Annotated in this window: 16 protein-coding genes, 1 tRNA gene, 1 other RNA gene and 1 pseudogene; 7 read left to right on the forward strand and 12 right to left on the reverse strand. The window is 34.2% G+C overall.

Annotated elements, in window-relative coordinates:
* Positions 1-676 precede the first annotated feature (676 nt).
* Together ETSB_RS03305 and ETSB_RS03310 are read right to left on the reverse strand one after the other, a co-directional pair.
* Positions 677-748 (reverse strand) — tRNA-Thr (locus ETSB_RS03305).
* A 1,420-nt stretch (positions 749-2,168) separates the two neighbouring features.
* Positions 2,169-2,546 (reverse strand): DUF423 domain-containing protein, encoded by a 378-nt coding sequence (locus tag ETSB_RS03310; protein ID WP_044106278.1) that lies wholly within the window; start codon positions 2,544-2,546, stop codon positions 2,169-2,171.
* A 977-nt stretch (positions 2,547-3,523) separates the two neighbouring features.
* Between ETSB_RS03310 and ETSB_RS09570 the strand changes: the two genes are divergently transcribed.
* Together ETSB_RS09570 and ETSB_RS10850 are read left to right on the forward strand one after the other, a co-directional pair.
* Positions 3,524-3,706, forward strand: coding sequence for a hypothetical protein (locus ETSB_RS09570; RefSeq protein ID WP_145972227.1), 183 nt, complete (start codon positions 3,524-3,526; stop codon positions 3,704-3,706).
* An 823-nt stretch (positions 3,707-4,529) separates the two neighbouring features.
* Positions 4,530-4,622 (forward strand): transposase, encoded by a 93-nt coding sequence (locus ETSB_RS10850; protein ID WP_408643874.1) that lies wholly within the window; start codon positions 4,530-4,532, stop codon positions 4,620-4,622.
* A gap of 203 nt (positions 4,623-4,825) precedes the next feature.
* On the opposite strand, the gene ETSB_RS03315 is transcribed toward ETSB_RS10850, so the two are convergent.
* On the reverse strand, positions 4,826-5,572 hold the full coding sequence (locus ETSB_RS03315) for a tetratricopeptide repeat protein (protein WP_044106279.1): 747 nt from the start codon (positions 5,570-5,572) through the stop codon (positions 4,826-4,828).
* Positions 5,573-5,785: 213 nt separating this feature from the next.
* Here ETSB_RS03315 and ETSB_RS03320 point away from each other — a divergent pair, with 213 nt between their 5' ends.
* Both ETSB_RS03320 and hemL read left to right on the forward strand, forming a co-directional pair.
* Positions 5,786-6,112: a septal ring lytic transglycosylase RlpA family protein gene (locus ETSB_RS03320; protein ID WP_044106280.1), complete on the forward strand. Its 327-nt coding sequence runs from the start codon at positions 5,786-5,788 to the stop codon at positions 6,110-6,112.
* 213 nt (positions 6,113-6,325) lie between these two features.
* The gene (gene hemL, locus ETSB_RS03325) at positions 6,326-7,627 is read left to right on the forward strand and encodes a glutamate-1-semialdehyde 2,1-aminomutase (RefSeq protein ID WP_044106282.1); all 1,302 of its coding nucleotides are present in this window, start codon (positions 6,326-6,328) and stop codon (positions 7,625-7,627) included.
* A 455-nt stretch (positions 7,628-8,082) separates the two neighbouring features.
* Here the strand turns inward: hemL and ETSB_RS09580 are convergent, their stop codons facing one another.
* From ETSB_RS09580 to ssrS, 3 genes are all read right to left on the reverse strand, one after another.
* Positions 8,083-8,196, reverse strand: a complete 114-nt coding sequence (locus ETSB_RS09580; protein ID WP_145972228.1) for a DUF2997 domain-containing protein — start codon at positions 8,194-8,196, stop codon at positions 8,083-8,085.
* A gap of 240 nt (positions 8,197-8,436) precedes the next feature.
* On the reverse strand, positions 8,437-9,552 hold the full coding sequence (locus tag ETSB_RS03330; RefSeq protein ID WP_044106283.1) for an ABC transporter permease: 1,116 nt from the start codon (positions 9,550-9,552) through the stop codon (positions 8,437-8,439).
* A 501-nt stretch (positions 9,553-10,053) separates the two neighbouring features.
* A non-coding RNA gene (gene ssrS / locus ETSB_RS08995) (6S RNA) lies at positions 10,054-10,237 on the reverse strand.
* A gap of 1,175 nt (positions 10,238-11,412) precedes the next feature.
* Between ssrS and ETSB_RS09875 the strand changes: the two genes are divergently transcribed.
* The gene (locus ETSB_RS09875) at positions 11,413-11,580 is read left to right on the forward strand and encodes a hypothetical protein (RefSeq protein ID WP_171816391.1); all 168 of its coding nucleotides are present in this window, start codon (positions 11,413-11,415) and stop codon (positions 11,578-11,580) included.
* Positions 11,581-13,186: 1,606 nt separating this feature from the next.
* Positions 13,187-14,659, forward strand: a complete 1,473-nt coding sequence (locus tag ETSB_RS03335) for a sodium:solute symporter (RefSeq protein ID WP_044106284.1) — start codon at positions 13,187-13,189, stop codon at positions 14,657-14,659.
* Positions 14,660-14,734: 75 nt separating this feature from the next.
* Here ETSB_RS03335 and ftsH3 read toward each other — a convergent pair whose 3' ends face one another.
* A complete protein-coding gene (gene ftsH3 / locus ETSB_RS03340; RefSeq protein ID WP_044106285.1) occupies positions 14,735-16,585 on the reverse strand; it encodes an ATP-dependent zinc metalloprotease FtsH3 in 1,851 nt (616 codons plus the stop codon).
* Between the two features lie 176 nt (positions 16,586-16,761).
* Positions 16,762-16,914 carry a hypothetical protein gene (locus ETSB_RS09880; RefSeq protein ID WP_171816392.1) on the reverse strand — a complete coding sequence of 51 codons (153 nt, stop codon included), beginning with the start codon at positions 16,912-16,914 and terminating at the stop codon, positions 16,762-16,764.
* 1,171 nt (positions 16,915-18,085) lie between these two features.
* Here ETSB_RS09880 and ETSB_RS03345 point away from each other — a divergent pair.
* Positions 18,086-18,378 (forward strand): annotated as a pseudogene (locus tag ETSB_RS03345) (S9 family peptidase); the annotation flags it as partial.
* 618 nt (positions 18,379-18,996) lie between these two features.
* Here ETSB_RS03345 and ETSB_RS03350 read toward each other — a convergent pair.
* The 4 genes from ETSB_RS03350 to ETSB_RS03365 all read right to left on the reverse strand — a co-directional run bounded on the left by ETSB_RS03350 (position 18,997) and on the right by ETSB_RS03365 (position 24,657).
* Positions 18,997-19,563, reverse strand: coding sequence for an anti-sigma factor family protein (locus tag ETSB_RS03350; RefSeq protein WP_232509856.1), 567 nt, complete (start codon positions 19,561-19,563; stop codon positions 18,997-18,999).
* A 29-nt stretch (positions 19,564-19,592) separates the two neighbouring features.
* Complete coding sequence (locus tag ETSB_RS03355; protein WP_044106288.1) at positions 19,593-20,246, reverse strand: sigma-70 family RNA polymerase sigma factor; 654 nt, start codon at positions 20,244-20,246, stop codon at positions 19,593-19,595.
* A gap of 1,996 nt (positions 20,247-22,242) precedes the next feature.
* Positions 22,243-22,692, reverse strand: a complete 450-nt coding sequence (locus ETSB_RS03360) for a YlqD family protein (RefSeq protein WP_044106289.1) — start codon at positions 22,690-22,692, stop codon at positions 22,243-22,245.
* Positions 22,693-22,728: 36 nt separating this feature from the next.
* The gene (locus ETSB_RS03365; protein WP_044106290.1) at positions 22,729-24,657 is read right to left on the reverse strand and encodes an AMP-binding protein; all 1,929 of its coding nucleotides are present in this window, start codon (positions 24,655-24,657) and stop codon (positions 22,729-22,731) included.
* Between the last annotated feature and the right edge of the window lie 5 nt (positions 24,658-24,662).

Consider the following 24,662-nt stretch of genomic DNA (forward strand, 5'->3'; position numbering starts at 1 on the left):
ATTCTTTATCTGCTACTTCTCAGAAAAATTTACAATTATTATACTTCTCGAATAATTTATCTATAAATCGCTTTCTTAATTATATATTTTGATAATTCAGTCTAGTCTGCAGTTCCTTAAATTTTTCATCCTTTCGTATTTAAAAATAATGTTTATGTTATTATTATAACGGGAATTTTAGGGTTGTGAGTCAACCTTGACAGTTCTAGTTTTTCTCATTCTCTTAGCTGAATTTTTAGGCAGTCCACTATTTGGTGAACACTCTTGTTCTACTACTTTTGTATTTTTCTATTCTAGGTTTATTTAAGCTCATCTACTTACACTTCACAAAATACTTCTATGTCCCTAACAAAGGTTCTCTAAGCTGACACCCAGTGGTATTTTCCGTAGCCTTTGTGTAGTTAATTCCGGCATGATCAAGAGGACCATAATAATGATTAACGATATCAACAAGACAATCAGGACTCGACTTCTATCTTGTTCCCCAAAAATTTTAACTTTCCTCATGCATAAAAAACATTGACCATCATAAAGAAGTTTAATCTTCTAATGGACTTAAGAAAATACTGAAAGATTAGCCAAAGTTGAATGATTTTTGAAGCCAAAAACAGATATCGATAATTTATTGATGAAAATTACGGCATATATAGTGTTTATTGAACAAACTAAGGCCCAAAGCTGGTGACAGGATTTGAACCTGCGACCAGCTGATTACAAATCAGCTGCTCTACCACTGAGCTACACCAGCACTAACAATGAGCGGATCAATCCTCTACTGCTTAAGACTGAGCGGACCCCCGCCGGGCTTAACCTTGCTTCTGCCAGCATTGCCGACTTTGTCCTTACAGTTCTATACCTTTGACAGCAAGTCTATGACATACCAACCCCGGAGCGGGAGCGTAAACTCGGGTATGCCTTACCCTATTTAATTTCTAATTTGCTCTTACCTATTTGGTCTTACGCTTTTTGCTTTTTTAGCAGTAATGGTTAGAGATTTAAAAATTGCGGAATAAGAAATTTAACCCGGTTTTCTATCGCCTTTGATGTCATCGAACTTAAAATAGTTTAGCATATTATGCCCTAAAAGGAGAGATTTTTGAACCAAGATTTTTCAATAACAAATTTAAGATGTTTTTCATGAAAAGTTTTTTAAAGTTTAGGCTTTACCCCGACAGCACGTAACCTAACAGCTAAACGTTTAGATTTTTACCTTTTGACTTCAGCCTTTTGATGTTTCTGAATAGCTAATTCTTCCTCACAGAGTTACAAGTCTTCGTTTTCAGTCGACTATCTCAATCAATAGTCTTTACGTTATTTCTAGTTCCTGCCCAAAGTTCTAGATAAAACTATAATTAAGGAATTCCAGAATGTCCTGCACCATTTGATAATGTTCAATTGTGTCTGAAAGAGATTCTTTAGTGATAGTGAGGAGTTACCATTGAAAATGGGAGGTATAGCTACGATAAATTTCAGTTTTATAAACATAAATATGAGGAATATAAGCCCAGTCGTAGTCCTTTACGACTATTGACTACCATTGACTATGACGTAAACATCATCATTCGTAGTTATAATAATAGTATTAGTCCACAAGTTGATAGTACATTTTACTGTATAGAATATAATTAGATTTCATCTGATAGATAATTAGAAGAGAGTATCATAATTACTCCAAAATTAGAAATAAAAACATTTAATACGACTAACAGAAATGATAAGGTTATTTTTCTGCAACTAGCAGAGATATTTAGTAATGAGAATGATCTTTATGACTCTAAAATAGTATTTACAAAGCCAGAAAACTTTATGCAACTAATTTTCTAAAACTGATGATAACATATCTTATTGACACAGTTCTTAACTCATCTTTATGCATTTAATAATATAATTATTGATCAATCCATTAGAAATTAAACCTATAAAAAATAGCTATTAATCTTATTACCAAGATATAAATTTTACGAATACGTATATATTATCTACTTAAAAATCAGATTGTTTAAAATAAGATTTATTAAAGGCATCAGAGCTTTTTTCTGATTAGGAAGGAAACCTAACCATCACAGACATGCAATATGTTCGAATTAATAAGTAATAGCATCATTTAAATTTTAATCAAACAAATCTGTCGTTAGATTAAATATTTCAAAATACAGTACTTTTAAAATTTATTTCCAATTCCAAGCAGTAATAACTAAACTTCCCCATCCAACAATAAATGCCACCCCACCAATCGGAGTAATTGCCCCTAACCATTTAATTCCAGTTAAGCTAAGGGCATAAAGACTCCCTGAAAAAATAAATATTCCTACGAGAAATCCATATCCAGCCCATAATAAACTAAAAGGATAATTTTGTTTGATAGTTAATAGTAACATGACCAACAACAAGGCTAGGGAATGATACATTTGATACTTAATTCCCGTCTCAAAAATATCTAAGGCGTGATCACTTAGTCGATTTTTTAAACTATGACGAGCAAATGCGCCTCCAACTACTCCTAATCCGGCTAAGGCCGATCCAGCTATCATAAATACTTTAACCATTTTCTTACTCTAAGTTCGCTTGTAACTACGGTTCAGCATTAAATCCTAATTTAGTACTTAATTTATTCTTAAGTTACTTTATTCTATTGTTGTTTTTGTAATCTCTGTTTAACAATTGCAGCAGCCGTCTCTAATGATAGCATTTTTAAAATGTAAAAGCCTGGTAAAAGTTTATCTCTTTCTAATAACCCTGTGCCTAAAGTGAAAACCGGAGAATTAGAAACAAAAATACTAATCATCAAAGCTGGGAAAGAGTAAATTCACGATATTTATATTAATACTTCTTCATAGTAAGCAAAATTTAAAAACTTAATATCTCATAAAGATGAGAGTAGTCTAATAACTAATAATTAATTTAATTTAAATTTTAAATAAACTTCTAGCAAAAGCTGAGTAATTAGTTCTGGGTTTAATCAAGAAAAATAACACTCAAGTCATAAGTTTAAAAATATCAGAGGTCTATTAAAAACAACACAATACACTAGGGTTTGCCCAAAATATTGAATGCCAAAATTATTGATTACTCCGATAACTATAACAATCAATACAAATATCAGCAAAAGTTAAGTGATTTTACTAATGTCAATCTTTATCTTAATTGATATTAAAAGTTACCAAGAATTTTCCTGACTCATAAAACCAAAATTGTATCCCCATCTTAGTAACTAAACTTTATTTAGCTTTGAGAAAGATCTAACAAAATTTAAAATAATGAGGAAAATACTACTACAAAGAGCTATGCAGCTTATGAATCCTATCAATAATTAAAATTTTAGATATAATTCAGAGGTGCTAGAAGATGAAGATATTGAACTTAAGATTTAACTTTGTGGTATCTGTCATGATCATCTAGGTATACTTAAATAATGACTGCAAACTAACTTAGTATCTCTTTCTTCCTGAGCATGAAGTAGTAAAAACTGTTGAAGCAGTCGAATATAAAGTAACTATTCTAAAAATTGAGCAGCCAGTAGTACTTGGCTAGTTTTCGAGTTCGTGCTTTATTTATGTTGTTTTTGTCGAAAAATAAAAATTTCTCCCATCATACTTTGGTTATTTCTCTGCCCTATGAGGTTAACCGAGAAACGGCTAAATTTTTATTTTGCGGCGGCGGAATTCTAGGTTTTCACTGTATCATTCAATGCAGTGAATGTCTTTAGATTTGAGGATATCAGATGACAGCATTTTGTAGTAATCTTGAAAAGGAAGAAAGAGTCTGTCAATCAGAGATTGATCATTTTGTTAATCCCCGTGCTCTAGAAGCAATTTAAATTATTGTAAATTCCTTTGATTTTATTATCTCTACGGTAAATATTGGAGCAGATGAACTTAAATTACTCTGTCTGGAAAGATAATATTAATCGCTAAAGATAAAGAGCAGACAATTAATAGAATAATATGAGTTCTACAGAAATTTATGGAAGGAAAGGTAAGCCGTAACTTGCTACTAAGATAGGTATTTATTGAAGGTAAAAATGTAGTCCTTGTTTAAGAACAAGCAAAGTTACGCCTTTTGTAAGAAATCATTTTCTATCTATACCAGCGATAATCGTTTCGTGAAGCTTATGCTCTAAATAACGATGTTTTTTGCTATTGTTTACTGGTTTATAAAAGATAAGTTACACAGCTAATTTTATAGACTATACACTATTTCTAGTCTTATAAGAGACTAGCAGTAGTGTATACACAAATTTTAGATATTGAGTTTTTTGAGGACAAACTTATATAGTATTGAATTAGGGAGTTAAACTACTTTTGATTATTAACAAATACGGTAAATCATTGACTTATAAGTTAACTTCAGGTGAAGTAGATGACCGGAAAGTAGTTCTTAAGTTAAGATAGTATTTAATTCGTAAATTATTGAAATAATGAGGGTATTTTTCTAAAAATCTCTTTAAAAGACTCTGTCCAAAAAGACTTCAAGTGACTCTTTATCATCAACATAAGATAAGGTTAAATTTAGTTAAACTGACTAACTAAATATTAGTTGTTAAATGTCTTATAATTGAAATGGTTAATGATCAACTTAAAAATATCTCTAAGATTGAACATTTTAGAAATCGAAGTCTTTGAACTGTTTTGTTGAATCTTTTGCTTGACTGAGTGCTCATACCTATCTACCTGGAAGACATTCTCTCGATTTAGAATTAAAAGGTAAGTTGGGCTTGTATTCTACACATCAAGGAAAAATAAGCCTTGAAATGGTGAAGAAGTTTCACCTTAGTTCATTCATAAGAAGTGATGATCAAGGCAACATAGTTTGTATAAAGCTTCAATTATTTTCTTACTTCTAGGGCTTTAATTTGTTCAACGGCTGCGTAATAACCTTGATCATACCCCTGTTGTTTCCACACTTGAGCAGCTTTTTCAAAATCGGCAATCGCTTTTTGACTCTGTCCGAGATCAGATAAGGCTAGTCCACGGTTGAAATAGGCTTCTCCATAGTCTGGCTTAAGTTTAATTGCCTCAGTAAAGTTATTTTGAGCCAGATCCACCTGCCCTAGGTTTAAATAGGCTAATCCCAGGTTATTATAAGCAAAAGCATCATTAGGATTAAATTTAAGGGCTTTTACGTAATTGGTGATCGCTTGTTCATCTTTTCCTAGGTGTAAGTAGACGTTACCTCGATTAACATAAGCTTCAACTAGTTTGGCATCGAGTTCGAGGGCTCGGCTGAAATCCCCCAATGCCAATTCAAATTTCCCTAAGTGGCTATATGCAAACCCCCGATTAAAATAAGCATTAACATCATTAGGATTTTTTTCAACAGCTTTAGTAAAGTCCCTAGCAGCCCCTTTAAAATCGTCCTGACGACTTTTTGCAATCCCCTGTTGAACGAATTGAATCGGACTAGTTTTAACTAAATTAGCCTGGTTTGTTTGAGCAGAATTACGGTTACAGGCAATGTTTGAACCTAATAAAAACAGGAATATGAGAAACAGGTAAACACGAGACTGAATCCTTAAAATTAGGAAGGATTTAAATGATGGAAAACAAAAAACGGGAGAATTTGGGAGATTCAAAATGGATTGCTCGAGTGAGTAATTTCAGAAAATTTAGCAATTAACTCCTAATTCATGAAAACCCAACTCTTGTTAGTCAAGATTTGTCTAGTTAAAGCACACCCGAAGAATAACTACTGCTGGCAATCATCGTGCGACGTGTTGTTAACTAGACAAATGTAAGAAAACTGAGTATATTAACTTGGGTTATCTGTATGAGGAGTTATCTTCACAATGAAAAAACTGTTGGTGTCTACTTTGATGATAGCGTTGACTGCAGCTCCTGGACAGGCTCAAACAGCAACTTATTATTCTTCTCACTATCACGGCAAAAAAACCGCATCAGGAGTAATATTCAACAATTATCTACCTTTGGCGGCTCATCCTTCCCTTCCATTTGGTACAAGAGTAAAGGTGACAAACCGTAAAAATGGTAAAAGCACCATTGTTCGAGTTGTGGATCGCTGCCGTTGTAACATTGATTTGTCTCGAGGTGCTTTTCAACAAATTAGTTCTCTGAAATCAGGTAGAATTCCGGTGAATATTAAGGTTTTACGTTGAAATTGAGCTCTAAATTTCCTTATTTTTATAATAACCAAAATTTAGAACAAATACTCTATTAAGGACAATAATTTTTTATAAACCTCATGAGTGGTCTTCGTGTACTCGTAAGATAATTAAGTTTAGGCAATTAGTGTTAAGTGTTAAGATAACCCATACTTTAATTGTCAAACAAGACAAAGTTGCCTAATTACCAACAGAAAGGAGACAATAGTGGTTAGTACAGTATTATTCACAACCACGAAATCAGAAGAAATTTTCACCGCAGCCCAAAAATTAATGCCTGGTGGGGTCAGTTCCCCGGTACGAGCGTTTAAATCTGTTGGTGGACAGCCGATTGTTTTTGATCGCGTTAAGGGAGCCTATATTTGGGATGTAGATGGCAACCAGTATATTGATTATGTAGGAACCTGGGGACCGGCTATCTGTGGCCATGCTCATCCCGAAGTCATTGCAGCCCTCCATGAAGCTTTAGAAAAAGGAACTAGTTTTGGTGCGCCTTCTTTTCAGGAAAATATCTTGGCAGAAATGGTTATTGAAGCTGTTCCTAGTATAGAGATGGTCAGATTCGTCAATTCAGGGACAGAAGCTTGTATGTCTATCTTGCGTCTCATCCGGACATTTACTCGACGCGATAAGATAATTAAATTTGAAGGGTGCTATCATGGCCATGCTGATATGTTCTTAGTCAAAGCAGGGTCAGGGGTTGCAACCTTAGGTTTACCTGACTCCCCAGGAATTCCTAAAACCACGACTAGAGACACTTTAACGGCTCCTTATAACGATTTAGAAGCGGTTAAAACCCTGTTTGCCAAAAATTCTGATGAAATCGCAGGAGTTATTTTAGAGCCGGTTGTTGGTAATTCCGGCCTGTTAACTCCTGATGCGGGATTTTTAGAGGGTTTGAGGGACTTAACTAAAGAATACGGGGCTTTACTAGTATTTGATGAAGTAATGACTGGATTTCGCTTAGCTTATGGAGGAGCTCAGGAAAAATTTGGTGTTACTCCTGATCTAACCGCGTTAGGTAAGATTATCGGTGGTGGTTTGCCCGTGGGAGCTTATGGAGGACGTAGGGATATTATGGCAATGGTGGCACCAGTGGGTCCTATGTACCAGGCGGGAACCTTATCAGGTAATCCTTTAGCTATGACTGCGGGGATTAAGACTCTTAAATTGCTACAAAAACCGGGGACCTATGAATATTTAAGTAGAATTACCCACAAGCTGAGTGATGGCTTCATCACAATTGCTCAAAAAGCAGGTCATGCTATTTATGGGAGTGGTATCGGGGCTATGTTCGGACTATTTTTTACAGAAGGACCTGTTCGTAACTACAATGATGCAAAAAAGTCTGACCTACGTAAATTTAGTCTTTTTCATAGGAGAATGCTCGAACATGGTGTTTATTTAGCTCCTTCTCAATTTGAGGCGGGTTTTACTTCCTTAGCTCATAGTGATGAGGATATTGATCGAACCTTAGAAACAGCACGCAAAGTTTTTGCAACTTTATAAGTTAGAGAGTTTTAATTAGCAGTCAATGATTTAACAGAGTACTAGGGGCTTTCTCTTCAATCGCTTAGGTGTTTTTCGGTGGAATGGCATCTACTTTCATACTAAATCTAATTTTTATATCTTCTGTTCGTCTCACCTTTCCAAATAATTTTGTCTTGCTCCAAATTTAAGTAGGTTTTTACAACCAAATTTAGTCCTATATGTCAAGAAAATTCATAATTTCTCTTTTTAATTCTCAAAAAAAGAGAAATTATGAATTTTCTAATAAAAAAGCGAAATTCTATGTCGTAAATTTTTATCTTATTCAATCACCATTTCGGCGGTGTTGTTTTGTCCTTTTCGGTACCTTCCTTCCAATCAATTACCATCTCAATTGATTGGTTATTTTTACGAATTAATCGACTGGTTGAGTGTGATCCTGTAGAGTTTTCTCATTAGTATAGAACTCGTCCCAATTAAGTTTCTATTGTTACAGTCACCTCTTGATAAGAGACTCCAACAACATTTATAATATCCTCTTGAACTCGACCGTCGGTATAGATAATTAATTCTATGGTTTCTATCAACATGGCTTATACTCAACTCATTTTAGGGAGAGGAAATCAGTTGTTACTCAAAAAATACTAGTTTTACTTACAAAGTCTATTTAAACAATCTAAATAAACTGCAAACTATAAGTTATTTTTTAGCAATAATTAAAATAATAATTACCCTTTTTATATACAAAACCTCCTTGACTTTTTATAAGAGCCAAGAGATTTTATTCAACTATAATAAAGACATATAAAATCGTTCCAATTGCAAGAGTACTAATTTTTAAGGAAACGAGGATCTAGAGCATCACGTAGTCCATCACCAAGTAGGTTAAAGGATAAAACGGTAAGAACGATCAAAAGGGCAGGTGGCCAAATTAACCAAGGTTGTAGAATAAGAATCGAGGCATTAGTAGCTACTGAAAGTAAATTTCCCCAACTGGGATCGGGTTGTTGAATTCCTAAACCAATAAGACTCAACACAGACTCAGCCACAATGAATCCAGGGATAGCAAGAGTGGCCGAGATGACGATATAGGTGGCGGTTTGAGGTAAGACATGACGAACAATAATTCGCCCAGGGGTTGCTCCCATCGCCTTTGCTGCCTGGATGAACTCCTGTTCTTTGAGAGAGAGAACTTGACCTCTAATCACCCTTGCTAGTCCAGACCAACTAATGAGAGAAGTAATAAGAATAATGAGTAAAAATCGTTGTGCACTGCTTAAACTGGGGGGAAGAACTGCCGCTAAGGCAACTAACAGATAAATTCCTGGAATAGTCATTAATACTTCTACCAGACGCATTGATACCATATCTAACCAACCCCCAAAATAGCCAGAAATTCCTCCGGCAAGTATACCTAAAGGAAAAGAAACTAAAATTCCTACCAAGCCAATAAATAGACTAATTCTTCCGCCAAATAGTAATCGACTAAATTCATCTCGTCCCTGTTCATCAGTTCCGAGGAGGTTTAATTTAGCCTTTCCCAGCGCCCCAAATAAATGGCGATCAACAGGTATCCCAGGAAACAGTTCCACTTCTTCAAAAGTGGGGGGTAAAGGGAGACGAATTTGAAACAGTTGATAACGGTCACCTTTAATAAACAGACGAATAAGTGTAGGATTTTCAAAATCGACATTTAAAGACCGTTCTCCTGTTTCTACGTCTGTCGGACTTTGAGTTGTGGGGTAGATATGAGGCCCAATAAACTTACCGTCTGGAGTTGTCCAGTAGATGGGGGTCGGGGGTAATAAAGACCCGTCAACTTGAGAAACATAGGGATTGTAGGGAGCAATAAAATCCGCTAAAATTACTGAAATATAGAAAAATATTAATATAGTTGCTCCAAAACGAGCGAGATAGTTGTTTTTGAGTTTTTGAAACCAGTTCATAAGCACTGTAGCTAATCATTTATATGTTGATTGTATAGTGGCTAACTTGATCTTTGACTGACATATAGTAAGGCTTGGAGATAAAAAGATAAGAAAAATATTTTACTTTTCACTTTCTCGAGACTCTACCAATTGACGCTATCACTACCACGCTACGTCTTAAGATTCTTTATCTAACAAAGATACTCATTCTGACAGGTCTGAACAAATCAAAATAAGAGCCTCTAAATAAACACTAAAAAAGAAAATTATTTTGTATCTTTACATTAAAATACCCATAGTTAAACTTATATTACTTTTAAGGAGATAATCGACAACACCATAACCGAATATAATTGACTTTAAACCACCCTGCTACTTATGAGGTTGATTGGTCTTAATTATTAGTTTCTATTAAGAATATCTATGGAGTATGGCTTTATTCTTTTCTGTAACCAATATTTTTTAGTTTTTTTACCTGAATCGATTTGAATACAAATCGCTTTCAGATTTTAATTTGATTAAAAGACTGCCGTGCCGTTTTACCTCAGTTTATGACCTGGACGGACCAGGTGGGCACTGATGCATTTTATTTTCGTTTCCGAGTACAAGCCCGGTTTACTACCACAAAAAGCTGTCAGCTCCCTAAACTTACAAAGCATAGATCAAAAAACTTTATTGGCAGCCACCAACGCGGCAGTTACGCCATATTATAGCATAATTGAAAGAGTTAAGGTTTTCTAGTTATTGCTATTAAAATAAATGCTGCTAGAATTATCCAGGCATCTTTCAATCAGTGATCGCCGATGAAGATTATTATAGTCTCATCTGAGTTTTTCCCTACCCTCCCATTCAGGGAAAAACTCAGATGAGAACGTTTTCCTTAAGTGCCATGAGATCCAATGGGATACATAAGTATATTTATACCATTATTTGTCTGTTTGAATAACCTAAGTTGAGAGAAAAACTGTCTATCAATGGTCTAGTTTTGATCGAACAAGAGTACACTTAGGAATGAACAGATGAACCTTATGAACAACTCCTAATCCATTTGACATCATAAACAATTATAATTACCCAATAAAAATTCCTGTTATTTATGCCTATCTTCGTTCAGGAGGAACATTAGTTAACTGATGTTTAGGGAGTATTCCAGGCAATCTCATCCTATCGAAAGTCAATCCTCTGTCCGCTGTCGGTCCTATTGTTTATCAAGCACAGCACTGGCTTAATCTTTGAACTGAATATCAGGTTGATAATTTTGTCCAAAAACCTATGGGTAACAGATGAACTGTTTGCCTACCATATCTCAAAGGTATAACTATAATCTCATTATTCCGTATTGGACTGAGACTGTATTGACAGTCCTACGGAAAATAACATTTTGACACCGAGTTTTTTATTGGAGCAGGACATTTATCTGTCTAATTACGGACTAAACCCTTTACTTTTAGTTATAATTCGTCATGGGGCTGACGTTTATGAGTCTATCACCCGCACCTTTCAACCCCTACAGTGTTTGGTTCAACTCTTTGGAGAAATATACTTAAAATATCCTCAGGCTATTTGCAAATATCTAATCTTTCATTATAAGCAGATCTGCGAAGACTCTATAACTAAAATAAATTTTAGTTACAAAATTCTTGAAATCAATTAAGATCTAACTTTGATCAATAAATTTTATTACTTTTATCATTATACAAGAGATAATCGCTTAAAGCAATCATCAAAAGAAAGATAACTTACTGAGATTAAGTTACGTCCGGGTAATATAAAATCTGAGCCTTATATTGTGGACAGTGTTGTTCGAAACTGTCAGAGAGCAGATAAATTATTAGGTTATGAATCAAACAGATAGGTTATGAATCAAACAGATAGGTTATGAATCAAACAGAATTGTCAAAAATAGTTTGGGATATCCTCGAATGGCGAGCCTTCATTATTTTAAAAGGGCGTAAAGAATTAAAAACAATTCAGTATCTCTTATATCAAACCCAATTCAAATTGTCCTACACCATACAGCGATTAGTGAAAAATCAAGCTCAATAAAAATAACTTCAACAGATAATCAATGAACAATAAAAACAAATAACAAATATAAAAAATAAACTAAATTGCAGAAAAAAAATCAATTTTAATATTACAAATTATTGAACACTTACAGGAAATACCTAATAAGAGTAAAGCAACTAGTCTAAGTATATAAAGTAGTAAATTCTGTTAGTCAAGGAACTGTTTTTTCACAGTTAAAAATATTTAGGTTTAAAAAAAAGAGAATAACTTAGGATTTTATTTGTATTGATTTAATAAAAAATAAAGATATTGTTTTTACTAATAAACTTAGTGATACTGTTTAAGTATTCTTCAAAAATTTATATTGCATAATTTTAATACTTACTGCTAAAAATAGTATCTTTAAGTCTTATTACAATTGATATAATATACTTTATATTGTTTTCTATATAAATTTATAATTATTTTTATAAACGATAATAACCGGCAATTTAAAATTGTTTGTATATAACATTAATTAAATAGTAAAACTTGTTTTTTTAAAATGATTATAAATATTTGTCCACTTGTCAAGCCTACCTAAAAAATTTTTTAAAAAATAGAACATCGGAAACTAAATATACAGAATTAATATATTCTTAATTATATTGCTAGATAGATTAATTGAGCTCGACAAATATTTCACGCATACTGTAATTATATCTTGACAAATAACGATCTTAAAAAGTTATTGAGATCAAGATTACGATAAAATTGCGGCATATGTTTAGAATATTTTATGTATTCTTCGTCCCGGCAAGAAGATTTTTATAATAAAACTTTATATCCCACCAACTTTTTGCCTTGTTTACCATTTTATATATCTATAAATTATCTCTTAACAAGCTCCTTTAGTGTTGGCACAACTATTTTTTACTCGCTAACTATCTGACGTCAATTAGGCTTGTTTGACTATTGTGACAGTTAATAAATAAAAACCCAACTATTATAAATAATTAGTTTTTAACAATTTTATTTAGTAAAATATGTTAACATAACGACTATTTAATAGCTTAATATCATAAAAAAACAGCGCTAAAAAATTTAGTTTAAAGTTTACATATAAACCTAGATAATTACAACATATTATATATTAAATAATTTATTAAAGTTTAAAATTCTGATTTTAATAAAAGAAAATATTTTTTTATTAAAAATCAACGAAATTTTTAAAAAAGAAGAATAATATAGGTGAAATTATATTTACAAAAACTTACAAGTTATCTCAAGACTAAACCAGTTAGGAGAAGAATTTATAACAGTTATTCGGCAAAAACTGACTTATTTAGGTCTGTTAAAATTAACTGAGTTATGTCAATAATATTTATTATCCCCGATATTGAGTAACTATACTGAAAAAACTTTGCGTTAAAATAGGAAAAATTTTTTAACTTAGTATTCTACTAGTTAATTCAACATTATTGGTGTAGTAAACACGCCAAAAGCAAAAGTTAAAATAAATAATATTGACTATTTTGACAAACAAAAAATACTTTAATCTGTAGTGTTCTATATAAAAATATTAAACTTGTTGTAAAACTACTATCTACATACTATACAATACTATTGTTTTGCTTTAAAACGGTAGGAGTTTAGAGTCTCTATGAGTACAATCGATTGGGTTATTATTTTAGTTTATGCAATGGTTGTACTCGGAATTGGAATTGCGGCAAGCCGAAAACAAAACAATACGGATGAATATTTCCGAGGATCACAGCAACTCCCTTGGTGGGCAGTTGGCTTGTCAATTGTTGCTACATCTTTTTCAGCAGCTTCACTTCTTGGAGGTCCTGGAGAAGGATATAGTCATGGTTTTTTATATTTTCAACTTCAGTTAGGTGATTTGATTGGTTACGTCCTAGTTATTTTCCTGTTTCTACCATTTTTTGTTCGACTTAATTTAACTACTGCTTATGAATACCTTGAGAAACGTTTCGATGCAAAAACACGCTCTCTAGGTTCGTTGTGTTTTCTCCTATTTGTCATAGCTCGGTTAGGGGGGCTTTTATATGCGGCATCCCTAGTGGTTTCAAGAGTTACGGGGCTTTCACTGTATGTCTCGATATTACTTGTCGGCATTATATCAGTGATCTACACTATAGTCGGTGGAATTACGGCAGTCGTTTGGACTGACGTGCTTCAGTTTTTCATGATTTTTGTGGGCTTAGTCGCTGGAATTTGGACGATTGTATCAAGTGTACCTGGTGGATTTGGACAACTTTGGCGTGTCGCAGAAGAAGGAGGAAAACTCGCTGTAGTTAATCTATCTTGGGAACTAAAATCAATCCGTTCTCTACCAACAGCTTTATGCGCTTATGGCATATTGGCTTTTGCTGTGGCAGGAACAAATCAACAATCTGTTCAACGTTATGTTTCGTGCCCTGATCTTACATCGGCACGTAAGGCAATTTTGTTTGGATGGGTTGTCGGTTTCGTCGGCGTAGCTGCCACTCTTTTGCTTGGAGTTTTTTTGTTTGCGTTTTATTCCCTAAATGCCGGACTACCTGATCATATCAAACCCGATGAAATTCTATCCTATTTTATTGTTCATCAAGTTCCACCAGGTGCTTCAGGATTTTTAGTCGCAGCCGTCTTCGCAGCGGCCATGTCATCAATTGATTCTGCACTTCATTCTCTGGCTACCTGCATGACGGTTGATTTTTATCAGCGTTACTCTAGGTCAAAACCGAGTGAATCTCAATCCTTGAAGGTAGCTCAGGGTTTGATCTTTATTTGGGGTATTCTTGGTATTTTTTTGGCGTTTTATGTCGCTTCAACAGGAGAATCTTTACTTCCATTTTTAATAAAATATACTGCCATGTTTTTGGGTCCATTACTGGGAATTTTTTTCATGGGAGTTCTTTTTTCTCGTATTAATGCAACAGGAGCATTTTACGGAACGATTGCTTCAGTTGCTCTTCTGGCGACTAGTTCAACCTTGAAATGGTTTAGCTTTCCAGAAATTTGGCAATCTGCAATTGCGGCTCCCCTTGCAGTTATATTAGGTTTGGTAATTTCTTTATTAGGTCAACGGCCGGCAAAAAACTCTCTCAAAGGGCTTACCCTCTGGACTTAATAAATAACTACCCCGCCAATTTTTTAAATCAGCGGGATAAAAAAATGAAATTGTTAAGATATCAAACTATAGATTTTAAGCCAAGGCGGCCATTTTTATCTCATTACTGTTTAAAATACTCTGTAGTTCTTCGGCATCAACGGTTTCTTTCTCCACTAACATCTCAGCCAATTTGTCAAGAATATGACGGTTATTTACTAGCACATCTTTAGCTCGTATATAAGCATTATTGACTAACTGACGAACTTCTTCATCGATTACGGCAGCCGTTTCATCAGAAAAGTCTCGATCAGAAGCAATGTCACGACCCAAAAAAACATTACCATTCTGCCGACCCAAAGCCACAGGGCCAAGACGATCACTCATTCCAAAACGAGATACCATTTGACGGGCAACTCGCGCTACCTGTTGAAGGTCATTAGAAGCACCAGTAGTAACTTCTTCTTCTCCAAAGATGATCTCTTCTGCCACACGACCTCCTAAAGCTACGGCCATCTGGTTTTGGAGATACGAACGGGAATATAAGCCTGACTCCATACGATCTTCACTAGGAGTGAACCAGGTCAAGCCGCCAGCGCGACCACGGGGAATGATGCTAATTTTCTGTACTGGATCATAATCAGGCATTAACGCACCCACTAAAGCATGACCGGCTTCATGGTAGGCCACAAGGGTTTTACGTTTTTCACTCATGACACGGTTTTTCTTCTCAGGTCCAGCTAAGACACGATCAATAGCATCATTAACTTCATCCATAGAAATTTCTGTTAAATTCCGACGGGCAGCCAGAATAGCCGCTTCATTTAAAAGGTTAGACAGATCAGCTCCTGTAAAACCAGGACTACGACGGGCAATTTTATCGAGATCAACGTCTTTAGATAAGGTCTTACCACGGGCGTGTACCTTGAGAATTTCTTTACGACCTGCATAGTCAGGACGATCAACCACGACCTGACGGTCAAAACGACCAGGACGTAATAAAGCCGCATCGAGGACGTCAGGACGGTTTGTAGCAGCAACTATGATTATGCCTGTATTTCCTTCAAAACCATCCATTTCAGTGAGTAATTGGTTGAGAGTTTGTTCCCGTTCATCGTTACCACCGCCTAAACCTGCACCTCGTTGACGACCAACGGCATCAATTTCATCTATGAAGACGATACAAGGAGCATTGGCTTTTGCTTGTTCAAAAAGATCTCGAACACGAGAAGCCCCAACACCAACGAACATTTCTACAAATTCTGACCCAGAAATAGAAAAAAAAGGAACACCAGCTTCTCCAGCTACTGCCTTAGCTAAAAGAGTCTTACCGGTTCCAGGAGGTCCGACTAGAAGAACTCCTTTAGGAATTTTTGCCCCGATAGCAGTAAAGCGGTCAGCATTTTTCAAGAAGTCTACGACTTCAGCTAATTCTAATTTAGCCTGTTCAATACCAGCTACATCTCCAAAGGTAACTTGGGTTTGGGGTTCCATTAATACCCGCGCTTTAGACTTACCAAAGTTCATCGCTTGAGAACCAGGTCCACTTTGGGCGCGACGGAGTAATAGGAAAAGTCCCACTAACAATAAAATAGGAAGGAATAAACTACTGGCCACCCGAAACCATAGTCCTTCATCACTTTGAGGCTGAACGGCAATATCGACATTATTTCGAATCAAAATGTTAATTAAGTCAGGATCGTTTGGAAGGTTAACCAATAAAGGTGCGCCACCATTGGGGTTAGGAACTCTTGCTTCAGTGCGATCAGCACTTAAAGTAACCCGTGTAATTTTATTATTTTCAACTTTTTTAATAAATTCACTGTAGGTGAGAGGTTCCCGACTTTGAGGTTGTTGATCAAAAAATGCAGAAGCTAAGGCCAGTACCACAATTAACAATAGTGCGTATAGTCCAGCATTACGCCATTTTTTATTATTTTTCTTCACGCTGTAAGCCTCCTAGATGAGGGTAAGGGAATCGTTAATTTTTGAATGTACATCAAGGTATTATCTGAATAATACTAGTGGCAATATTAGAAAATATTCCCGGAAGATAAACATTTGTTAATTTATGTTAATCCTTTTCTGGAACAATTTCCCAATAGATACTGTTTTGAGTCTAACTAAAAATCGAGTTCAAGTCGCCAATCATTGCTAGTATCTACAGTTTTAACGTATATTTTTTCAGTCTCTGTGAACGAGTCTGTAGTCACCTTTTGTTTTTTAAAAATATTAGGCATGGCATCTAAAATATATCCCTGACGTTGGTTGCTCAAGGCTATTTCCCAAAGTGTTTATAGAAGCCTAGCAATTTATGAGATACAAGCTAGTTTGTAAATTTGTCTCTCTTTGATGGCTTTTACCCACTAATAGATGCGGTCAATCTTTGTATCTAAAATTAGGTATAATGCTTTCCTTTGAAAGCATTATACCTAAAGAAAAGAAATGATTTTAAGTTTTGTCGTTTATTTGTGAACTGTATAGCTATTGTTTATTTTAAAAAAATGAGCTAAATGTTTGCGAACTATATTAGAGCGAATATCAATAGCATTAATTATTGATCTTAAATATTAGTTGACTGTTGTTCTTTCTAAACCTAATTCATTTGACATTTAAATTATAAAATTTTAGCATTTCTTTTCAAGAGTAATAACACTAGTCTCTAGCAGTTGTGATAGCTTCTTGTTCTTGCCCAGAATAACATTAAAATTATTGAATAATATCTAAGTACATGTGAGCTTGGACAATTAGATATAAATGTAAGACTTGTAACCTGATTCAGTCTTTAATTCATCCTAAATCAGGATTTTTTGAAAAGAAACTAAAATCTTTTTTTATTCTTATGTGTAAATTAATCTCCGTATAATTTTTGTAAAATTAACAATATTTTATATTAAGTTTAAATAAAAGGTGATTAAAGAGGGTTAAGTGTTCTTTGATTTATGTAATAAAAAATATATTATTTAGATTTAATTAAATCTAAATAGTTTTACTTAAACAAAATAGTGACTTTAAATATCGTTTTGGGTTTATTTTGTGCCCCAATAGTTTTTTGTGTATAAAATAGTATAATAAGTCTAATTGATTAATATTCTTGATTTGTTGCGTTTATATAAGCTTTTAAATTATCAATAAATATAATTTTGATCACTTTATTAAGATAACTAATTTTTTATATTTTTGTGACACTAATAATTAAGTGTTAAAGGTGAAAATTATAAGAAACTTTCTAAGTTAACTTTAACATTGAGATATAATTATAGAATTTTTATAAAGTCTAACCCGCTCATTACGTCACAATAAAGATCAAAATTGGGTATCGGACTTAGTGCGTGAATAACTAACCAAATAGTTAGATATCTTAAGTATTCTGTCTGCAAAATTGCTGATTAGACAAACTACTCGAGATGATTTCCTTGATTTATTATTGAAATTCTAGAAAATCCCATGAAATCCTCAATATTAGCTACTTTCGGTTCTTGGAAATCTCCTATAAGTACAGATATAATCGTCTCTGGAAGTATTGGACTAGGAGAAGTAACTTTCGATAATGAAGATATTTACTTGTTAGAATCAAGAGCAACAGAAAGGGACGTAATGTTCTCGTTAAACGTAATGTTGATGGCTAAATCACAGATAAAACACCTCAACCATTCAATGTGCATACCCGTGTTCATGAATATGGGGGAGGAGCATTTTTGATTATTGAAGGAACTATTTATTTCGTTAATTTCAAAGATTAACGCATCTATAAAATGATGGTAGATGCTATTAAAGAAAAAAGACTATTGGTTGCTTATATTACCTTTGAAGAAGAACAACACGGGTTTCGTTGCGCAGAAAATATTAAACGGGCTTTAGATGCATAATTTTATTTTTACTCTCGAATTTTTGGCTTTGAACCTGCGGAAAAGTTAGAGCCAATCGAGATTATTAATCTAGTAAGAGACATAAATTAAAATCCTTGACTATGTTAAGCGGTTTTGTTTACGGGATCTTAAAATTCACAAGAGTCTAACCATTCTATTTACTGCCAAGATCAGGTAAAAGAGGGATAAAGTACTCCATGAGTAGAGAACTTTATCGTCTAAATTAAGATTATCCTACAATTGACTTTTTGGTTTTTGGGACCAAATAAAACCCAAAATAGTTAGACACTTGAATTCTAGAAGTATATGAGCACGAAAGATTACCTCAAAACACAATAATGAATATTTCCGACCACCACTTTTTGTCCATCCACTCTCCGGAAATCTACTTAGAGAAGCTTGAAGCTAAGTTATGACCTTAGAAAAAGTCAGAAACTTAAGGGGACACTGACTTTATCAGGAGAGTGGATGGCATCCCCTTCATAATTCTCATTGAGTAGAGGAAGGAATGTCAAGTACAGGACGATTTAACGCGATAGTTAATGGTTCTGCTTCTACATCAGCAAAATTAGGAGACAGAGATTGTTTTTCTATGTAAAAATTATAAATAATTCCCATAACAACTGTTGCGATCACCACACCGCCCCATTGGATAAGTCGTTGGGTTTGGTTTTGACGATCAACTTTCTCAAAAACGCTTTCAGATAAACGTTGAGATGAAACTGGACTTTTTGGAAGCGGAATAGTGAGAATCTCTCGTTGTAGGCGAGAAAGCTGGACATACAATTGATTAAATTGAGAATCAGTATCAAGTAGTTGCTGTACTTGACGGCGTTCTTTAGCTGTTACCTCCCCATCTAAATAGGCACTTAACAACTCAAAACGCTCAAACTGATCATTGATATCACCCGAATCGGCTGATTGCAAATGCTGTTGTTCAAAGTTAGACATCACGATATACCTCTCCAAGGAGCGAAACCAAATTAGTTGGCTGCGGAGACGGATGCTAATGATAGCATTGTCATGACACCCCTCACAGATTGCCAAAAGGGGCAATGGTTTAATATTCTCGGTTCGTCTTTATTTTAGTCTATATATTGCTGGAGAACTGATTGTAATTTTGTTCTCGCTCTAGCAATACGAGACTTGACTGTTCCGAGGGAGACCCCTGTCATTTGGGCAATTTCTTCGTAGGCCATGCCTTCGATTTCTCTTAGAACAATGGTTGTGCGAAATGCCTCTGGTAAATCGGCGATCGCTACTTTTAGTCGGTCGTAGAACTCACGAGTTGCCAAGTCATCGTCAGGACTGGGGTAATCGGACACAATATCCCATTCAATCTCTCCGTCATCGACGCGCCTAGGAGCATCTAGTGAGATAGGATGACTAACCCGTTTACGTTTACGTAATTCATCGTAAAACAAATTTGTGGCAATACGACTTAACCAACCTCGAAATTTTACCGGTTCCTTCAGGCGTTTAATATTACGATAAACCCTAATCCAAACTTCTTGGGCAAGATCTGCTCTATCTTGCCAATCAGGAGCGAGGTGATAGAGAATCCGATCTACATGAGACTGGTAACGATTTAATAGCTCTGAGAATGCTATCCGGTCCGGTTTAAACCCTTCTTGACAGCTCAAAATTAAGTCGTAATTAGACAGTCGTTCTGGAGATAGATTGAGGGAAGCTCGTTTCCCTTGTGTTGTTGACCAGGATGCTGAAATTGCTTGACTCATTAGGTTATTCAATGCGTGATTACTCCTCACATTAATTTTTTCAAGACGGACTATTTGATTATAAGGTTCCCATTAACAATTAATTTCTAATCGGAAGCTAAGAATATTAGTAAAGTGGGAATTTTAGTAAAAAGATGTCTTTTTTGAATTTTTTTTTGAGTATTCAACAATTAAAAACTTAAGATGACGTTTGATTACTTCATCTAACTGTTCACAGATTAAAAGTTAAAAGTACTGGTGGTCTAATAGGGAAATTCAACGATTATATAAAACTGATTAGGATGTTAAATCTCGAATTTAACTATACGATTAATGGCTAAATTCAAGATTAATTGTTTCATAACATTAACAGATTGTTTGTAATGCATAGCTATTATTTTTCCCATTAATTAAGACTTCCATAAGTTATTTAAAGCCATGTAATATAGTTCTGCAGCTGATTCACAAATACGTTTTACTTCTATTTCTATTTGTAGAGTGAAATTACCATTTTTATACGATGCGTATTTAACAATATTTTAAATGCTCATGTATAAAAAAATTTTGCTACTTTTATACCTGTTGTGATAGAAGAAAACAATATAATAAAATTTAAAAGTATCTTCTCGTAAAACTTACAAGATTAAAAGAGCTTAATTTTTATTGAAATTAAGCTCTTGCAGTTACTCTTTTAAAATAAATAAAAATTTTAAATTATACTAGTAAGTAGTTTAACGTTCTCAGTCTAGAAAAACTAAAATAATAAACTTGTCAAAAAAAGCTTTTAAAAAATCAATATATTTTTGAAGTTAAATATGCTACACTAAATATGATAGCAAAAAAATAACTTATAACAAGAGAGATATAATCTGGATACAAACGATATCTAGATTATATTTATTTAACTCAATATCTTCGTTTAAGTGAACGAAGATATTGAGCATTCAAAAAGCTAGTTCACTCTTCTTTATAAGAGTGAACTAGAGATAGATCATAAAAAATAGTGAGCTCACTGTAGCAATAAATTTTAAAAAAGATAAAGATATAAATATTAAAAATAAGAATCTGAAGTAAAAATAAACTTTGTATGAATTAATAAACTACTTTAAAAATTGGCTAATGAATTAAAATTTAGGCCAGTACATTAATATATGAATAAATTATATACAGGAATGAAAGTAACTAGTTGGATAGAAAAATAAAACTGTGTTCATAAAGTTTTGGGATAGACAAGAATAGGATTGCTTAAAGAGTTGAGATACTCTTAACTGAGTTCAGGGCTAAAAACATAGAAATAAAAATCCTCTTTAACAAAAAATCTTTAAAAGTCACCTTTAAAGCTAAAAAACTAGAAAAAAGATATCTATGATTTTAAATCAATATATATTTTTAAAAAAATTTAGAACAAAATTAAAGTCAATCAGAAAAAAAGTTTTAAGTTACATTATAAAATAACTAATTATATATCTATATATTTGTCAGGCTACTAACAAGAAACCTCTTATTAAATAAAATTCTAAAAGTAGATACAAAACTGTTTAATTTAGTTTATAGACATTTTTCTAACAGTATATGACTGTCTTAAAAAAAATTAATTAATAGAAGATAATGGCGAATGACACCATAGCAAAAATATAAAAAATATTTCAATAATTTTAGAGAACATCTACTAGCTCAATTTCGAATAATTAAGTTCAAGTTAATAGAGAGAGATTATAAATGTTATTATATGAGCCTTAAGTTAATGAGTATTTAAAAAAAATTTACGAGATACAATAAGAAATTTAAAATTTAACTTATTCTAATTATTTAAACTTACTCTAATTTTTTAGAAAAGTATAGCAGCTGCATCTAGTACTGGACGTATTCACAGGGAATAATCTAATGTTAGATTGGGCTGCTGTTATTTTATTTAACTATAAAGTAGAGAAATAGACAATCAGTAAGGGCTGAAGCACCCATTACTGATCCATTTCATTAATTTTTAGCTTGGCGCTTTTAATATTTCTATAAATTTTTAAATATCACCACGAATTTCTTCAACAACTCCATCGCGAACCACAATTTCTACGTTCAGCTTTTTGAGTAAATTATCTCCTTTTTCTAAACGGAAAAAGCTTTCCATCTGCCCTTGAACCACTTCCTGATCTAACTCCAACAATTGAACCTGCTGCATTTGCTGTAAAAACTGATTTTTATTTTCTAACATCTCACTTTTTTTTTCATTAATCTGAAGTCGAATATTATCAATTTGCTCAGTGACCGTAGGTCCCGGGGGAGAGATACTTTGTTTTTGAATTTCTGTAATCGTCCGTTGACCTTGTATTTCAATCTGCTGCATCTGGTCATCAAGTTGAGTGATTTGCGCTTGAAGTTGCTGTTGTGCCTCTTGTTTCCAAGTTGTCGTAACTATTATTTTCAAGGTAATCGGTCGTTTTAGCAGTAAACTGGGGTTTGCCTCATCCATTAGTTTTCCATCCTTTCATAAATTATTAGTGATTAATCAGGAAACTTTCCTATAATCAAATATCTCGTCAATCATACCTTGATACTGTTGTATAACGACTTGCCGTTTAATTTTAAATGTCTGGGTCATTAAACCATTTTCACGGGAAAATGGTTCTAAAATAAATTTAAAACTTTTTATTTTGTCATCAGGGCGGTATCCAGGACGGTTTTTCACTTCTCGACCTAACTCTTCCCGAAATAAAGTTTGTATGGGCTGACTATAAAGATCACTACAGACAATTTCTTCAGAAGTTCCGGACATATCGGGAAGGTTTAGAGTGATTTGTTGGTTTTGTCCCCACTTGTTCAATGCTTCTAGATTGGGCACAATTAACGCCCCTAAAGCTTTTTGATCTTGACCTACCAATATAATTTGGTCAATGTAGGGACTACGGGTACAAGCCTCTTCAATAGCCTGTGGTTCGATGTTTTCTCCATTACTCAAAACTATTGTATCTTTGTCCCGTCCAGTAATCACTAAATCACCCATATCAGTTAACCACCCTAAGTCCCCTGAATTAAACCAATTGTCATCATTAATAGCTTTGGCGGTAGCTTCGGGATTTTTATAGTAACCTTGCATCACTTGAGTTCCCCGAATTAACACAAGTCCTCTTTCTCCTTGAGGAACCGGTTGTCCGCTATCAGGATCAACAATACAAACTTCGGTTTCAGGAATACATTGTCCTGATGATCCGCGTAAGTTGTGGCTATGGGTACGAACATTAGTAACAGGGGCGGTTTCAGTTAGCCCATAACCTACTAAAAGGGGAATGTTGATAATTTCGTAAAAAGTATCGATATGTCTAGCCAGAGAACCTCCTCCACTAACAATAGTTCTAAGGTTTCCTCCAACTTCTTGCCGAATCTTACTGTAGATTAGTTTGTCTGCTAATCTATGAAGGGGAGTTAATAAAACCGTTTTTATTTTGGCTAAAAGGCGTTCTGCACTAGAAGCTTTAAGGTGGTCTAGACTAAGATTATTGGCAATACGTCGGGCGATAATGTACTGTTCTGAAACGGTTAGGAAAAATTGGATTATTTTTTGTTGGGTGGAACTTTGTTTCCGAAATTGCTTTTGAATGCCTTCATAAAGGAATTCCCAAAGACGGGGGACTCCAACCATGTGTTGGGGTTTAAATCGTATGAGATCAGCCTTAAATGTACGTATATTAGTGTAAGTTAAAATACAACCCCGAGAAAGGATAAAATATTCTGTGCTACGTTCGTAGGCATGCCATGATGGTAAGATAGCAAGAACACGCTCACCTGGTCTAGGTTGGATAACCGCTTCCAAGTAAACCACCTGATGGAGTAAGTTTCTGTGGCACAACATAACCCCTTTTGGTCGTCCAGTGGTTCCGGAAGTATAGATTAAAGTGGCTAGCGTTTCTTTAGTTTGATGAACAGGTTTTAGGGTGGAATGACTTCCTAGTTCCATCAATTCTTGGAAGTTGAGGATTTTGATAATGTCGTCTGCACTTCTTTGTTCATCACTTAACAAAATAATTAGTTCAATAGGCAATCTATTAAGATCGGACCGGAGTTTAGCTAAGGTTTGTTGGTTTTCTACAATGAGGATGCTACTATTGCTATCACTCAAAATGTAGAGTAATTCATCTTTATCGGCTTGAGCCGAACGTACCACATTAGCCGCACCAGCCATCATTGATCCTTGATCGGCTATAAACCAACGGGGACTGTTATCAGCGACCAGGGCAACTTGTGAGGAAGATTTTATTCCTAAACTTTGTAATCCTGCGGCAAAATCTTTAATGTTTTGGTACAACTCACCATAGGTTATGCTTACGTTGGGCGTACTATGTGGGTCTTCAAGGGCAACGATATCCTTAAATTTTTCAGCCGTTAGGGTCCAAATTTCAGGTAAGGTATTGATTAATGAATAGTCTGGTTGATTTGTCATCAAAC

The organism is cyanobacterium endosymbiont of Epithemia turgida isolate EtSB Lake Yunoko, from assembly GCF_000829235.1.
Taxonomy (GTDB): Bacteria; Cyanobacteriota; Cyanobacteriia; order Cyanobacteriales; family Microcystaceae; genus Rippkaea.